Origin of the sequence: Streptomyces sp. NPDC015532 (assembly GCF_043078065.1) — a bacterium.
Taxonomy (GTDB): Bacteria; Actinomycetota; Actinomycetes; order Streptomycetales; family Streptomycetaceae; genus Streptomyces.
On the sequence record NZ_JBIBSY010000015.1, the window covers coordinates 29,058 to 43,301 of the forward strand.

Annotated in this window: 13 protein-coding genes; 7 read left to right on the plus strand and 6 right to left on the minus strand. The window is 70.9% G+C overall.

Annotated features, from left to right (window positions below):
• Window positions 1-7: 7 nt before the first annotated feature.
• Window positions 8-442, minus strand: coding sequence for a DUF948 domain-containing protein (locus tag ACF07B_RS33545; protein WP_369483219.1), 435 nt, complete (start codon window positions 440-442; stop codon window positions 8-10).
• A gap of 161 nt (window positions 443-603) precedes the next feature.
• Between ACF07B_RS33545 and ACF07B_RS33550 the strand changes: the two genes are divergently transcribed.
• Complete coding sequence (locus ACF07B_RS33550; RefSeq protein ID WP_392181716.1) at window positions 604-2,772, plus strand: ATP-binding protein; 2,169 nt, start codon at window positions 604-606, stop codon at window positions 2,770-2,772.
• A gap of 39 nt (window positions 2,773-2,811) precedes the next feature.
• Here the strand turns inward: ACF07B_RS33550 and rpsD are convergent, their stop codons facing one another.
• The 3 genes from rpsD to ACF07B_RS33565 form a co-directional block, all read right to left on the minus strand.
• Window positions 2,812-3,426 (minus strand): 30S ribosomal protein S4, encoded by a 615-nt coding sequence (gene rpsD / locus ACF07B_RS33555; RefSeq protein WP_362398167.1) that lies wholly within the window; start codon window positions 3,424-3,426, stop codon window positions 2,812-2,814.
• Between the two features lie 324 nt (window positions 3,427-3,750).
• On the minus strand, window positions 3,751-5,106 hold the full coding sequence (locus ACF07B_RS33560) for a replication-associated recombination protein A (RefSeq protein ID WP_369483221.1): 1,356 nt from the start codon (window positions 5,104-5,106) through the stop codon (window positions 3,751-3,753).
• A 44-nt stretch (window positions 5,107-5,150) separates the two neighbouring features.
• On the minus strand, window positions 5,151-5,789 hold the full coding sequence (locus tag ACF07B_RS33565) for a vitamin K epoxide reductase family protein (RefSeq protein WP_392181717.1): 639 nt from the start codon (window positions 5,787-5,789) through the stop codon (window positions 5,151-5,153).
• A gap of 138 nt (window positions 5,790-5,927) precedes the next feature.
• On the opposite strand from ACF07B_RS33565, the gene ACF07B_RS33570 reads away from it, so the two are divergent.
• The 4 genes from ACF07B_RS33570 to ACF07B_RS33585 are packed head-to-tail and all read left to right on the plus strand — an operon-like array spanning window position 5,928 to window position 9,524.
• Window positions 5,928-6,794, plus strand: a complete 867-nt coding sequence (locus ACF07B_RS33570) for an ABC transporter ATP-binding protein (protein ID WP_392181718.1) — start codon at window positions 5,928-5,930, stop codon at window positions 6,792-6,794.
• Window positions 6,791-7,636: an ABC transporter permease gene (locus ACF07B_RS33575; RefSeq protein WP_369483224.1), complete on the plus strand. Its 846-nt coding sequence runs from the start codon at window positions 6,791-6,793 to the stop codon at window positions 7,634-7,636. The genes ACF07B_RS33570 and ACF07B_RS33575 overlap by 4 nt, the downstream gene beginning before the upstream one ends.
• Complete coding sequence (locus tag ACF07B_RS33580; RefSeq protein ID WP_392181719.1) at window positions 7,633-8,904, plus strand: sensor histidine kinase; 1,272 nt, start codon at window positions 7,633-7,635, stop codon at window positions 8,902-8,904. Before ACF07B_RS33575 ends, ACF07B_RS33580 begins: the two co-directional genes overlap by 4 nt.
• The gene (locus tag ACF07B_RS33585; RefSeq protein ID WP_362398185.1) at window positions 8,901-9,524 is read left to right on the plus strand and encodes a response regulator transcription factor; all 624 of its coding nucleotides are present in this window, start codon (window positions 8,901-8,903) and stop codon (window positions 9,522-9,524) included. Before ACF07B_RS33580 ends, ACF07B_RS33585 begins: the two co-directional genes overlap by 4 nt.
• 314 nt (window positions 9,525-9,838) lie before the next feature.
• Here the strand turns inward: ACF07B_RS33585 and hisS are convergent, their stop codons facing one another.
• Window positions 9,839-11,101 (minus strand): histidine--tRNA ligase, encoded by a 1,263-nt coding sequence (gene hisS, locus ACF07B_RS33590; RefSeq protein ID WP_392181720.1) that lies wholly within the window; start codon window positions 11,099-11,101, stop codon window positions 9,839-9,841.
• A 10-nt stretch (window positions 11,102-11,111) separates the two neighbouring features.
• Window positions 11,112-11,825 (minus strand): MBL fold metallo-hydrolase, encoded by a 714-nt coding sequence (locus ACF07B_RS33595; RefSeq protein ID WP_392181721.1) that lies wholly within the window; start codon window positions 11,823-11,825, stop codon window positions 11,112-11,114.
• Between the two features lie 178 nt (window positions 11,826-12,003).
• On the opposite strand from ACF07B_RS33595, the gene ACF07B_RS33600 reads away from it, so the two are divergent.
• On the plus strand, window positions 12,004-12,825 hold the full coding sequence (locus ACF07B_RS33600) for a peptidylprolyl isomerase (RefSeq protein ID WP_369483228.1): 822 nt from the start codon (window positions 12,004-12,006) through the stop codon (window positions 12,823-12,825).
• Window positions 12,826-12,960: 135 nt separating this feature from the next.
• Window positions 12,961-14,190 carry a DUF349 domain-containing protein gene (locus ACF07B_RS33605; RefSeq protein ID WP_369483229.1) on the plus strand — a complete coding sequence of 410 codons (1,230 nt, stop codon included), beginning with the start codon at window positions 12,961-12,963 and terminating at the stop codon, window positions 14,188-14,190.
• Window positions 14,191-14,244 lie beyond the last annotated feature (54 nt).

Consider the following 14,244-nt stretch of genomic DNA (forward strand, 5'->3'; position numbering starts at 1 on the left):
CGCTGCGTCAGTCCTTCTTCCGCTTTCCCCGCCGCGCGGACGGGACGGTGCGGCCCACGATCACGGTACGACGGGACGCTTTGTCGGGCACATTCTCTCGACGGCCTCCGATGGCCCGGCGCACGCCGTACCCGAACGCCGCGACCTTGACCAGCGGCCCGCCGAACGTGGAGGCGACGGTAGTCGACAGCGCCGAGGCGTTCGACGTGACCTCCTGGACGTCCGACGCGATGGCGTCGACCCGGTCGATCTGCGTCTGCGCGGAGCGCACCGCCGCCGAGGCCTCGGCCAGGAGCGGGACGGCCTGGTCGGTCACGTCCGCCACGAGCTTGGTGGTCGCCCTGAGCGTCTGGGCCAGCCTCACCAGCGCGACGGCGAGGAAGGAGACCAGGATCGCCCAGAAGACGGCCACCAGGATCCCGGCCACCTCACCACCGGACACTGTGCACCCGCTCCCTGACTGTGTGCCTGAACATCGAAAAGTCGTCACCCGAGCCTATCGCGCCGGGGCCGGGGCTCCGTACCGCATTTATCCGCTCCGGAGTGTGGAGTTGCGTGAAGCGATTGTACGGAGCGCTAACGGGTCAGTACGCTCCGTATCTCATGCAACGTTCTCAGCCCGCCCGACACTCCGGTCCTGCCGCACCCGGCAATCTGCCCCTGGAACTCGACGCGTTCGTGGGGCGCTCCGCCGAGCTCGCGCGGCTGGCCGAGGCACTGGAGACGGTCCGTCTGGTCACCGTGACCGGTATGGGAGGCGTCGGCAAGACACGGTTCGCCACGCACGCGGCGGCGGGGACGTACCCGCGCGACGGCGTGTGGCGCGTGGACCTGTCCGCGGTGCAGGAACCCGAACTCGTCGAGTACGCCGTGGCCGAGGCCCTCGGCCTGACCGACCACACGGCGAAGCCGCCGCGCCGGACGCTGCTCGACCACCTCTCCGGGCGCCGGCTCCTGCTGGTCCTGGACGGCTTCGAGCACCTGGTCGACGTGAGTGCCTCCTTGGTGGGCGAGTTGCTGCGGCGGGCGCCGGACCTGCGGGTGCTGGCGGTGGGCCGCAGACCGCTGGACATCGCGGGCGAGCGGGTGTTCCCGCTGGCTCCGCTGGCCGCGGCGGAGGCGGTGGAGCTGTTCGCGGACCGGGCGGCGGCCCGGGTGCCCGGCTTCGCCCTGGACGAGGGCAACAGCTCCGACGTCCGGGAACTGTGCCGGCGGCTGGATGGGATCCCGTTGGCGCTGGAACTGGCGGCGGGGCGCGTCGGCGCCCTGTCCCCCGCGCAGCTGCTGGCCCGCCTGGAGGACCGGTTCCGGCTGCTGACCGGTGGTGTGCGCGACGCGCCGCCGCGGCACCAGACCCTGCGGACGGCGATCGGCTGGAGCCACGAACTGTGCACACCGGCGGAACGGCTCCTGTGGGCACGCCTTTCCGTGTTCGCCGGCCGGTTCGACCTGGAGGCCGCCGAATACGTGTGCAGCGGGGACGGGCTGCACGCCGACGACGTGCTGGACGTGCTCGGCGAGCTGCTCGCGCAGTCGGTGCTGTCCCGCGAGGAGACCGCGGCGGGTGTGCGCTACCGGATGCTGGACACGGTCCGGGCCTACGGCGCGCACTGGCTGGAGGCGACGGGCGACGCGGAGCGGCTGCGGCGCCGCCACCGTGACTGGTACATGGGCCTGGTCACCTGGTGCGAGCTGGACTGGTTCTCGCCGCGGCAGGCCGAGGTGGCGGTCCGCGTCGAGACGGAACTGCCGAATCTGCGCTGCGCGCTGGAGTACTCGCTCGGCGAACCCGACGAGGCGCATCTGGGCCAGTACCTGGCGGGCGCCCTGTGGTTCTACTGGGTCGGCTGCGGCCGGCTCTCCGAGGGCAGGCACTGGCTGGAGCGCAGTGTCGAGCTCGACGGCGACCGTGACCAGTCACGGCTGAAGGCCCTGTGGGTGCTCGGCTACGTGGCGGTCCTCCAGGGGGACTCGGTGCCGGCGCTGTCCGCGCTCCAGGAGTGCCGCGAGGAGGCGGAGCGCTGCGAGAACGCCGTCGCGGTCGCGTACGCCGAGCATCGCACCGGCTGTCTGGCCCTGGTCACGGACGACATGGCGCGTGCCGAGCGACTGCTGCGCTCGGCGCTGGACCGCTATCACGAGATCGGCGAGCTCAACAGCAACGTGCTGATGGGCCAGGTCGAACTGGCGATGGCGCTCGCCTTCCAGGGCGATCTGCCGGGCGCGGTGAAGCTGTGCGAGGACGTCCGCGGGGTCTGCGAGGACCACGGGGAGCGCTGGGCGCTGGCGTACGCGCTGTACGTCCTCGCGTACGCGGCGCAGGCCGAGGGCGATCAGGCGCGGGCTCGCGGTCTGCTGGAGCGGGGTCTCGGCATCGCGCACGGCTTCCACGATCTGCTCGGTGCCGTTCTCGCCGTCGAGCTGCTCGCCCTGGTCACGGTGGCGGAGGACGATCCGGCCGAGGCCGCGGTGCTCCAGGGGGCGGCGTCGCGGATGTGGCCGTCGGTGGGCCTGCCACTGTTCGGTTCGGCGTACTACAACGCGCCGCACGAGCGCTGCGCGGCTCTCTCCCGGCAGCAGCTGGGCGACGAGCGCTACGAAGAGTGCCTGCGGGCGGGAGAGCTGCTCGGGCAGGACGCGGCGGTCGCCCGCGCGCTGGGCGGTGCCGGGGTGCCGCCGCTCGGGGCGGTGCCGTCGCCGCGCAGACTGCCCCCGGACGTGCGAAAGCCCGCCGTCTCGCCCACCTCGAAGGGCGGGGAGACGACGGGCTGACGCTGACGCGCAGGTGGTACCGCGTCCGCTGTAAGAAGATCAGCGGGCGTAGTACTCGACGACGAGCTGCTCGTCGCAGATCACCGGGATCTCCTTGCGGTTCGGCTCGCGGTCCAGGCGGAAGGCCAGGGCCGGGAGGTTCACCTGGAGGTAGCGCGGGGTCTCGCCGTCGGGGGCGAACCCACCGGCACGGGCGACCTCGAACAGCGTCTTGCTGCGGCTGCGCTCGCGGACCATCACGACGTCGTCGGGACGGACACGGAACGACGGCTTGTCGACCTTGCCGCCGTTGACCTCGATGTGGCCGTGGACGACCATCTGGCGGGCCTGGTAGATCGTGCGGGCGATGCCCGAACGAAGGACCAGCGCGTCGAGACGACGCTCCAGCTCGATGACCAGAGCCTCACCGGTCTTGCCCTGCGTCTTGGCGGCACGCTCGTAGGCGCGGACGAGCTGGCGCTCGGACACGTCGTACTGCGCGCGCAGACGCTGCTTCTCCAGCAGACGGACCTTGTAGTCCGAGTTCTGCTTGCGGCCGCGGCCGTGCTCGCCCGGCGGGTAGGGGCGGGCCTCGAAGTACTTGACGGCCTTCGGGGTCAGCGCGATACCGAGCGCACGCGACTTCTTGACCTTGGGGCGGGACTGATTCGCCACTGTCTGTTTCTCTTTCCTTTTTCCGGCTCACCCGGGTTAAAGGAGGTCGCATCCGCAGCCGGGGAAACCCTGCGGGCCCTGACGGGCCTGCCGGGCAGCCGCTCCCTGGTCTGGGCACATACGTGCAGCACACGAGTAGCCCACCGACCGTTCCCGGAGACCGGGTGGTGGTGGGCAGCCCGCGACACCTCCGACGGTGCGCGACGCTCCTGGATCCCCTCGTCGTACGAGTACGGTGTCGGGGTTCCGGCTGCATGTCCCGTTGGGTGATGCCGACCGGAGCCGGACACGGGACGCAGCGCTTCGAGACATGTTACAGGGTGCTCACGACCGCCCTCTACCGAGGCGCTTGCGGGTCCACTCCACCGCGTCGGCGTACCGCGCCTCGGCGCCGTGCCGGGTCGGGGTGTAGTACTCCCGGTCCTTGAGCTCCTCCGGCGCGTACTGCTGGGCGGCGATGCCCTCGGGCAGGTCGTGCGGATACACGTACCCCTGGGCGTGCCCGAGCTTGGCCGCGCCCTTGTAGTGCCCGTCGCGCAGATGCGTCGGCACCGGGCCGGCGTGGCCCTTGCGCACGTCCTCCATGGCGGCGCCGATGGCCATCGTCGCGGCGTTGGACTTCGGGGCCAGGGCGAGGGCGATCGTGGCGTGGCTGAGGGTGAGAGCCGCCTCGGGGAAGCCGATCATCGCGACGGCCTGGGCGGCGGCCACGGCTATGGGCAGTGCGTTCGGGTCGGCGAGACCGATGTCCTCGCTGGCGGAGATCATCAGGCGGCGGGCGATGAAGCGGGGGTCCTCGCCCGCCTCGATCATCCGGGCCAGGTAGTGCAGGGCGGCGTCCACGTCGGAGCCGCGGATGGACTTGATGAGCGCGCTCGCCACGTCGTAGTGCTGGTCACCGTCGCGGTCGTACTTCACGGCGGCGCGGTCGACCGTCTCCTCCAGCGTCTGGAGGGTGATCTCCGGCTCGCCCTTGTCGAGGGCGGCGCCCGCCGCGGCCTCCAGGGCCGTCAGGGCGCGGCGGGCGTCGCCGCCGGCGATCCTCAGCAGGTGGTCCTCGGCGTCCCCGGGCAGGGCCACGGACTCCTTGAGGCCGCGTTCCGCGTCGAGCGCGCGGCGCAGCAGGCCGCGCAGATCGTCGTCGGTGAGCGGTTCGAGGGTCAGCAGGAGGGAGCGGGAGAGCAACGGCGAGATCACCGAGAAGTACGGGTTCTCCGTGGTCGCGGCGATCAGGGTCACCCAGCGGTTCTCCACGGCGGGGAGCAGGGAGTCCTGCTGTGCCTTGCTGAAGCGGTGGATCTCGTCCAGGAAGAGGACGGTCTCCTTGCCGTAGCCGCCGGTGGCGCGGCGGGCTCCCTCGATGACCGCGCGCACCTCCTTGACGCCGGCGGTGATCGCGGAGAGTTCCACGAAGCGCTTGTCGGTGGCCTTGGAGACGACGTACGCGAGGGTCGTCTTGCCGGTGCCCGGCGGGCCCCACAGGATCACCGAGGACGGTCCGGCGGGACCGCCGCTCCCCTCGGCGACGAGTCTGCGCAGGGGCGAGCCCGGCTTCAGCAGATGCTGCTGTCCCACGACCTCGTCGAGGGTGCGCGGACGCATCCGAACGGCCAGGGGGCTGCCGGACGGGTCCTTCTCCTGGCGTTCTTCTGCTGCGGCGGTGAACAGGTCGGGCTCCACGTCGGAAACCCTATGTCACCCCACTGACAATCCCCGCGGGACCGTCAGCTGGTCCAGAAGTCCCACCAGCGGGTCAGGATCAGCATGCCGATGATGCCGATGTGCAGCGTGGGCAGGACCCAGGTGAACTCGCCGAAGAAGCTCTTGGCCCAGCGCGGGGCGGGCAGGAAGCCGTTGCGGACGTTGAAGGAGGTCACGTACCAGAACATGATGATCGTGGCGACCCAGGCCAGGCTGCACCACAGGCAGAGCGAGTTGATCCGGTACAGCGACTGGAACTGGAGCCAGGTGCAGAAGGCGACGCCGAAGAGCGTGCCCGCGTTGAAGGTCAGCCAGTACCAGCGCGGGAAGGTGGCCCGCGCGAGCAGGCTCACGCCGACGCAGATCACGATGCCGTAGGCGACGAGCCCCATCATGGGGTTCGGGAAGCCGAAGGCCGAGGCCTGGTCGCTCTTCATGATGTTGCCGCAGGAGACCACCGGGTTCAGGCTGCACCCCGGGACGAAGTTCGGGTTCTCCAGCAGCTTGAACTTGTCGATCGTGATGACCCACGCGGCAAGGAGACCGGCCGCACCCGTGATCACCAGCAGCACCGCGAGGGCGCGGCTGCCGCCGGCCGTCCGTACCGCGGCGGCGGGGCGTTCCTGATCGGTCGGGACGTCCTTGACTGTCGTCTTGTTCATCACGCCGTTTCCGTAGTTTCGAAGGGCCTGCGGGCAGGCTCATTGTGCCGCACCCGCCCGGCTGTCCACCGTTCGGTGGACATAAGAAGGTACGCACGGTCGCCCCGGAAGGTTCGGTTCGGCGGGAGGCTCGCTGTCATGACAACAGACGCGGACCGGCTCGCGGTCGATGTACGGGGGCTGCGCAAGCAGTACGGGGACGTGACCGCCGTCGACGGCATCGACCTCGGCATCCGGCGGGGCGAGGTGTTCGGCCTGCTCGGACCGAACGGGGCGGGCAAGAGCACCACCGTGGAGATCCTCCAGGGCAACCGCCGACGGGACGCGGGCGAGGTCTCCGTGCTCGGCTCGGACCCGGCGACCGCCCCGCGCGCGTGGCGGTCTCGTGTCGGAATCGTCTGGCAGGACGAATCCGCGCCCGCCGAGTTGACGGTGCGCGAGACGGTGCATCATTTCTCCCGTTATTACCCGAATCCTCGTGATCCGGAGGAAGTCATCGGCCTGGTCGGTCTCCAGGAGAAGGCGGGCAGCAGGATCAAGTCGCTCTCGGGTGGCCAGCGGCGACGGCTCGACGTGGCCCTCGGCGTGATCGGCGGCCCCGAACTGCTCCTCCTGGACGAGCCGACGACGGGCTTCGACCCGGCGGCGCGACGGCAGTTCTGGGACCTGATCCGCAGGTTGGCCGACGAAGGCACGACCATCCTCCTGACCACGCACTACCTGGAGGAGGCGGAAGCGCTCGCGGACCGGCTGGCGGTCGTCGCGCGGGGCCGTGTCGTCGCCGAGGGCGAACCGGCCGCGCTCCGCGAGCGCTTCGGCACCGGGGCCACGGTCGAGTGGACGGAGACCGACGGCAGCCCGCGCAGCGAACGCACGGACACCCCCACCAGGACCGTCGCCGCCCTCACGCGCCGCTTCGACGGGGAGATCCCGGGGCTCCGGGTGAGCCGCCCCACCCTTGAGGACGTCTATCTGCGACTGACCGGCCTGGAGGACGCCCGATGACCAGCACCGACGTACGCGTGCGCACGAGGACCACGGCGGGCGGGCTGCCCGGCGCCTGGGGGCTCGGACTGCGGCGCGGAGCCCTGGAGATCAGGCAGTTCTTCCGGCAGCGCGACCAGGTGATCTTCACCTTCGCCTTCCCGGTCGTCTTCCTGTTCCTGTTCGCGTCGATCTTCAGCGACGACGTGGCGGGCGCGGGCATCACCGCCTCCCAGCTGTACGTCCCGGCGATGATGGCCGCGGGCATCATGTCGACCAGCTTCCAGTCCCTCGGCATCTCGATCGCGATCGAGCGGGACGAGAGGGTGCTGCGCCGGCTGCGCGGAACGCCGATGCCGCCCGCCGCGTACTTCCTCGGCAAGATATGGCTGGTTCTCGCCACGGGCGCCCTGGAGACGGCGATCCTGCTCCTCGTCGGCACCACGCTGTACGACGTCGACCTGCCCTCGGACCCCGGCAAGTGGGCGGACTTCGCCTGGATCTTCGTCCTGGGGCTCACCGCCTGCGCCCTGCTCGGCATCGCGATCAGTTCGGTGCCGAAGTCGGGCAGGAGTGCCACGTCGGTGGTCGTCCTGCCCTTCCTGGTCCTCCAGTTCATCTCCGGCGTCTACATCGCCGTCGACACCATCCCGGACTGGATGCTGAACATCGGCGCGCTGTTCCCCCTCAAGTGGATGTGCCAGGGGCTGCGCGGGGTGTTCCTGCCCGAGTCCGCCCAGGTCCTCGAACAGGCGGGAGGCTGGGAGTTCGGGCGGATCGCCCTGGTGCTCGGGGCATGGTGCGCCGGAGGATTGCTGCTGTGCCTGCTGACCTTCCGGTGGAAGAACCGGCGCGACGGATGAGGACTCCGGCCGCGCGCCCCGCCCCGGCGCCGGACAAGGCCCCCATGGGTCCGGCGCCGGGCGGGGCCCCAACGGGTCCGGTGCCGGGCGGGGCCCGTGCTTCGAACACCTGGGAGCTCTCGTTCCGGCTCTGGGACTCGTACTTCGCGATCGTGTGGGTGGCCACCCTGGTGTTCGTGCTCGGCACGGCGCACCCGGGGTGGCACGTCCGTGTCGCCGCCGGCGGGCTGCTTCTGCTGCTGATCCCCTGGTACCTGCTGGTCGGGCGCCCCGTCCTGACCGCCGACGCCCCCGACGAGCGCCGCGCCCTCGGCTACATCGCGGGCGCGGTCCTGCTCTTCCTGCCCCCCGGGGTGCTGGTCGGCGAGACGCGCCTGATGACCTTCGCGCTCATCCCGCAGTGCTTCATCGCGCTGCGGCTGCGCCGGGCGCTCACCGCCGCGACCGTCATCAACATCGTGCCGGTGGCGGGCTGGGCCCTGCTGTGGCGGCCCTCCGGTCAGGACCTGTTCTTCAACACGGTCTTCGCCGTGGTCACACTCGTGTTCTCGACGGCCCTGGGCAGCTGGATCATCCGCATCATGGAGCAGAGCCAGGAACGGGCCTCGCTGATCACCGAGTTGGACGCCGGCCGCCACGAGATCGCCCGGCTCTCGGCCGCGCACGGAGCGCTCGCCGAGCGCGAACGGTTCTCCCGGGAGATCCACGACACGCTCGCCCAGGGCTTCACCAGCCTGCTGATGCTGGTGCAGGCCGTCGAGGCCGAGCTCGACCACGATCTGCCGCAGGCCCGCCGCCATCTGGCCCTGATGGACGAAACCGCCCGGCAGAACCTCGCCGAGGCGCGGGCCCTGGTCACCGGGGGCACGCCCGCCGACCTGGACGGCGCCACGCTGCCCGACGCGTTGCGCCGGCTGGCCACCCGCCACGCCGCGAGCCTCCAGGTGACCGGCGCCGTACGCCCGCTGCCCGCGGGCTCCGAGGTGGTGATCCTGCGCTCGTGCCAGGAGGCGCTTGCCAACACGCGCAAACACGCCGGGAGTTCCTCCGCGATCGCCGTCACCCTCGCCTACGCCGCCGACTCGCTGGCCCTCTCCGTACGCGACGACGGCCGGGGTTTCGACCCCGCCGTGCCGGTCGGCGGGTACGGGCTGGCAGGGTTGCGCGCGCGGGCCGCCGAGGTGGGCGGTACGGCACTGATCCGCAGCGCGCCGGGCGACGGCACGACCGTCACCGTGTGTCTGCCCGTCCCCGGGAGTGACGCGTGATCCGGATCATCCTCGCCGACGACCATCCCGTCGTCCGTGAAGGGCTGCGCGCGATGCTCAGCGCCGAACCCGATCTCGAGGTGATCGCCGACGCGTCCAGCGGGCCCCGCGCGGAGGCGCTGGCCGCCGAACTACGGCCCGACATCGTGCTCATGGACCTGCGGATGCCCGAGGGCGGGGGCGTCGACGCGATCGTGCGGATGACGCGGGCCGGGCTGCCCTGCCGGGTCATCGTGCTGACGACGTACGAGACGGACCGGGACATCCTGCGGGCGGTGGAGGCCGGGGCCGCCGGGTATCTGCTGAAGGATCTGCCGCGTGCCGAACTGGCGGACGCCGTACGGGCCGCCGCGCGGGGCGAGACCGTGCTGGCCCCCTCCGTGGCCGCCCGGCTGGTCGACCAGCTCCGCACCAGGCCGGAGCGGCCCCGCCTCTCCGAGCGGGAGACCGCGGTGCTGCGGCTGGTCGCCGAGGGCTGCACGAACGCGGAGATCGGACGCCGGCTCTTCATCGGCGAGTCCACCGTGAAGACCCATCTGCTGCGCGTCTTCCAGAAGCTGGGGGTGGGCGACCGGACGGCCGCGGTGACGAGCGCGATGCGCTTCGGGCTGCTGGAGTGAGGCTCCCCCGCCCCGAGCAGCCGTCGCTCGGCGCGTCCGGCGCGATCTTCGGCCTGTTCGGCGCCACCGCACCGCTTTCCCGGGGCCGGTGGGGCTGAAGTCCTTCAGCCCCACCGGCGTTCGCGGGCCGGGGTCCGACGTGGAACGTGTGGGCCGGGCGGACAGCGGGAGGCGTCCGCCCGTCAGCGGCGGGCCCGGCGCCTGGGCCGCCGCCACCCGGGACAGGCCCGTCGCCGGAGCCGGCCACCTGCCTGACCGGGCCGGCCCGGAGACCGGCCCAGGTGTGGGCCGGCCGCCGGGGCGGAGGACCCGCCTCAGCCCAGGCGCGACCGCAGCTCGGCCACGATCTCGCCGGTGCCGACCGCCGTCTGTTCCCCGGACTCCATGTCCTTGAGCTGCACGACACCCTCGGCGAGGTCACGCTCACCGGCGACGACCGTGAAACGGGCGCCGCTGCGGTTCGCGTTCTTCATCGCGCCCTTGAGCCCCTTCGCGCCGTACGAGAAGTCGGCGGCGACACCGAGCCTGCGCAGTTCGGTGACCACACCGAAGAGCGTCCGGCGGGCCTCCTCCCCGAGCGGCACCGCGAACACACTCGTGAGCGCGGGGAGTTCGAGCTCCACGCCCTCCGCCTCCAGCGCCAGCACCGTACGGTCGACGCCCAGCGCCCAGCCGACGGACGGCAGCGCGGGGCCGCCGATCATCTCGGACAGCCCGTCGTAGCGGCCGCCGCCGCCGACCGCGGACTGCGAGCCGAGGCCGTCGTGCACGAACTCGAAGGTGGTCCGCGTGTAGTAGTCGAGCCCGCGCACCAGCTTCGGGTCGTCCTCGAAGGAGACGCCCGCGGCCGTGATCAGGTCGCGCACCTCCTCGTGGTACGCCTTGCAGCCGTCACACAGGTAGTCGCGCAGCAACGGCGCCCCGCCCAGCTGCTTCTGGACGTCCTCCCGCTTGTCGTCGAGGACGCGCAGCGGGTTGATCTCCGCGCGGCGCAGCGTCTCCTCGTCGAGGTCCAGGCCGCGCAGGAAGTCCTGGAGCGCGGCCCGGTAGACGGGGCGGCACTCCTTGTCGCCCAGGCTGTTCAGCAGGATGCGGAAGTTCCGCAGCCCCAGGGAGCGGTACGCCTGGTCGGCCAGGATGATGAGTTCGGCGTCGAGCGCCGGGTCCTCGGCTCCGATCGCCTCGGCGCCCACCTGGGAGAAGTGGCGGTAACGGCCCTTCTGGGGGCGCTCGTAGCGGTAGTACGAGCCCGAGTACCAGAGCTTGACCGGGAGGTTGCCGGCCTTGTGCAGGTTGGCTTCGAGGGCCGCGCGCAGCACGGAGGCGGTGCCCTCCGGGCGCAGGGCCAGCCTGTCGCCGCCCTTGGTCTCGAAGGCGTACATCTCCTTGGTCACGATGTCGGTGGACTCACCGACACCGCGGGCGAACAGTTCGACGTTCTCGAAACCGGGCGTCTCGATGTAGCCGTAGCCGGAGTTGCGCAGCGGGGCCGCGATGGCCTCGCGTACCGCGAGGTACTTGGCGCTGTCCGGCGGAATGAGGTCGTACGTGCCCTTGGGGGCCCTGAAGGTGCTCACGGAAGTCTGGTCACATTCCTCGTCGAGGAGCGGAGGTCGGGTCCGCTCCCAGGCCGGCGGCCACCTGCCGCAGATACGGGTTGGTGGCGCGTTCCTGGCCGATGGTCGTCTGGGGGCCGTGGCCGGACAGCACCACGGTCGAGTCGTCGAGCGGCAGGCACACACGGCCCAGCGAGTCGAGCATCTCGTCCATGTCGCCGCCCGGCAGGTCGGTGCGTCCGATGGAGCCGGCGAAGAGCAGATCCCCGGAGAAGAACACGGACGGAATGTCCGCGCCCTCGGGCATCCGGAACGTCACCGACCCCTTCGTATGGCCCGGCGCGTGCGCGACGGAGAGGCCGAGGCCCGCCAGCTTCAGCTCCGCGCCGTCGGTCAGCGTCCGCACGTCGTCGGGCTCCCCCACGGTCAGCTCGCCCATCAGCGGCATGCCGATGGACCGGCCGAGCGCCTTCTCGGGGTCGCTCATCATGTACCGGTCCTCGGGGTGGATCCAGGCTGGTACGTCGTGCGCTCCGCACACCGGGACGACCGAGGCGACGTGGTCGATGTGGCCATGGGTGAGGATGACCGCGACGGGCTTGAGCCGATGCTTCTTGAGCGTGTCCTCGACTCCCTGGGCGGCCTGATGGCCCGGGTCGATGATCACGCACTCCTCACCCGCGGCGGGGGCGACCAGGTAACAGTTGGTCCCCCAGGCCCCGGCGGGGAACCCGGCAATGAGCACGATCGTCCTTCGTGGTGGCGTACGCGCGTGTGTCGTACGGGCGGGTGGCTGTGGATCAGAGCCTACCGGCGCTGCCGATTCCTCAGCTAACCCATATACGGTACGGGCACACGCGGGCGGTCGGCTCAGGCGACGCACGCGTCCCACTCGACGTACGAGACGCACGAGGAGAAACCCGGTGGTCAGCCAGGAACAGCGGCGGCGTCAGCTCGCCCGGGAGAAGTTCTTGCGACAGCAGCAGCGCCGCACATCCGCTCGACGAAGGACCCATACACGTAACGCGGTGATCGCGGCGGTCGTCGGCGTGGTCGTCGCGGGCGGTGCGACGGCGTACGCGACCGGCGTCTTCGAGAGCGACGGCAAGAAGGCCAACGCGGGCGCGGGGGCGACGCCCAGCGCGACACCGACGAGCAAGGCGCCCGATCCGTGCGAGAAGCCCGCGGAGGGCAAGGTGAAGTCGCTCACGTGGAAGAAGGAGCCGGCGGTCACCATCGACAAGTCCGCCGCCTACACCATGAAGATGGCGACGACCTGCGGTGACATCGACATCGCGCTCAAGGCGTCCGCCGCCCCGCACACGGTGAACTCGTTCGACTTCCTCGCCGGCAAGGGCTACTTCGACCACACGAAGTGTCACCGGCTCACCACCAACGGGATCTACGTCCTTCAGTGCGGTGACCCGACGGCCCAGGGCAGCGGCGGTCCCGGCTACACGATCCCGGACGAGAATCTGAAGGACAAGACGCTCAAGGGCAACGTGTACCCGGCGGGCACGATCGCGATGGCCAACACCGGTCAGAAGCACACCGGCGGCAGCCAGTTCTTCCTGGTGTACCAGGACAGTCAGCTTCCGCCCAGCTACACACCGTTCGGAACTATTTCCCAGTCCGGCCTGACGGTCCTCAAGAAGATCGCGGCCGCCGGCGAGAGCACCGGGCAGGGCGACGGCGCACCGAACGCGACCGTCGTCGTCAACAAGCTGACCGTGACGAAATCCTGACCGTCAGCTGCTGAATTTCGGTCGCGCGGGATGCGGACAGCCGCCCCGCCGGTCGCCTATGTTGGCCGTGACGAAACTGTGGACGATGCCAGGGGGCGCTGAAGCCCCACACAGGCATCATGTGGAGGAGGCGCTGTGAGCAGCGACCCGTGGGGCCGCGTCGACGAGACGGGGACCGTGTACGTGCGTACGGCCGACGGCGAGCAGGTCGTCGGTTCCTGGCAGGCCGGCACTCCTGATGAGGCGCTGGCCTACTTCGAGCGCAAGTACGAAGGCCTGGTTGTCGAGATCGGCCTCCTCGAAAAGCGAGTGAAGACCACCGACCTGTCGGCGAAGGACGCCCAGACCGCCATCGATCACATCCGCGAGCAGGTGGACGCCCACCACGCGGTCGGCGATCTGGGCGCGCTGAAGGTGCGGCTGGACAAGCTCGTGGAGACCGTCGACGCGCGCCGTGAGGAACGCAAGGTCCAACGGGCCAAGCAGTCCGACGAGGCGCGGCACGCCAAGGAGGCCCTGGTCGTCGAGGCCGAGGAGCTGGCGCAGAGCGACCAGTGGCGGGCGGCCGGTGAGCGCCTGCGCGCGCTGGTGGACACCTGGAAGGGGCTGCCGCGACTCGACCGCAAGTCGGACGACGAGCTGTGGCACCGCTTCTCGCACGCCCGCTCGGCGTTCTCCAAGCGGCGCAAGGCGCACTTCGCGTCGCTGGACGCGCAGCGCGAGGATGCCCGCAAGGTCAAGGAGAAGCTGGTCGCCGAGGCCGAGTCGCTGTCCGGCTCGTCGGACTGGGGCCCGACGGCGGCCCGTTACCGCGAGCTGATGGCGGACTGGAAGGCCGCGGGCCGTGCCCAGCGCGAGCACGAGGACGACCTGTGGAACCGCTTCCGCGGAGCCCAGGACGTGTTCTTCGCGGCGCGCAGCTCGGTCTTCGCCGAGCGCGACGCGGAGCAGACGGAGAACCTGAAGCTCAAGGAGGAGCTGGCCGAGGAGGCCGAGAAGCTCGTCCCGGTGCAGGACCTGAAGGCGGCGCGTGCGGCCTTCCGTTCCCTCAACGAGCGCTGGGAGGCCATCGGCCACGTGCCGCGGGACGCCCGCCCGAAGGTCGAGGGCCGGATGCACGCGGTGGAGCGGGCTCTCCAGGAGTCCGAGGAGACCGAGTGGCGGCGGACGAACCCGGAGGCACGCGCGCGTGCCGAGGGTCTGACCGGTCAGCTTCAGGCCGCCGTGGACAAGCTCCAGGGCCAGATCGAGACGGCGCGCTCCGCGGGCAACACCGCGAAGGCCGACAAGCTCCAGAAGGAGCTGGACGGCCGTCAGGCGCTGCTGGACCAGGCGCTGAAGGGTCTTCAGGAGTTCGGCGGCTGATCCATCCGTCGCACCCATACAAAGGGGCTCCCGTACGCACGCCGTACGGGAGCC

Bases quoted from the DNA above. Each gene is read 5' to 3' on its own strand.
- ACF07B_RS33570 (WP_392181718.1), top strand. From the start codon at position 5,928: ATGACAACAGACGCGGACCGGCTCGCGGTCGATGTACGGGGGCTGCGC.
- ACF07B_RS33565 (WP_392181717.1), bottom strand. From the start codon at position 5,789: ATGAACAAGACGACAGTCAAGGACGTCCCGACCGATCAGGAACGCCCC.
- ACF07B_RS33550 (WP_392181716.1), top strand. From the start codon at position 604: ATGCAACGTTCTCAGCCCGCCCGACACTCCGGTCCTGCCGCACCCGGC.
- ACF07B_RS33580 (WP_392181719.1), top strand. From the start codon at position 7,633: ATGAGGACTCCGGCCGCGCGCCCCGCCCCGGCGCCGGACAAGGCCCCC.
- ACF07B_RS33575 (WP_369483224.1), top strand. From the start codon at position 6,791: ATGACCAGCACCGACGTACGCGTGCGCACGAGGACCACGGCGGGCGGG.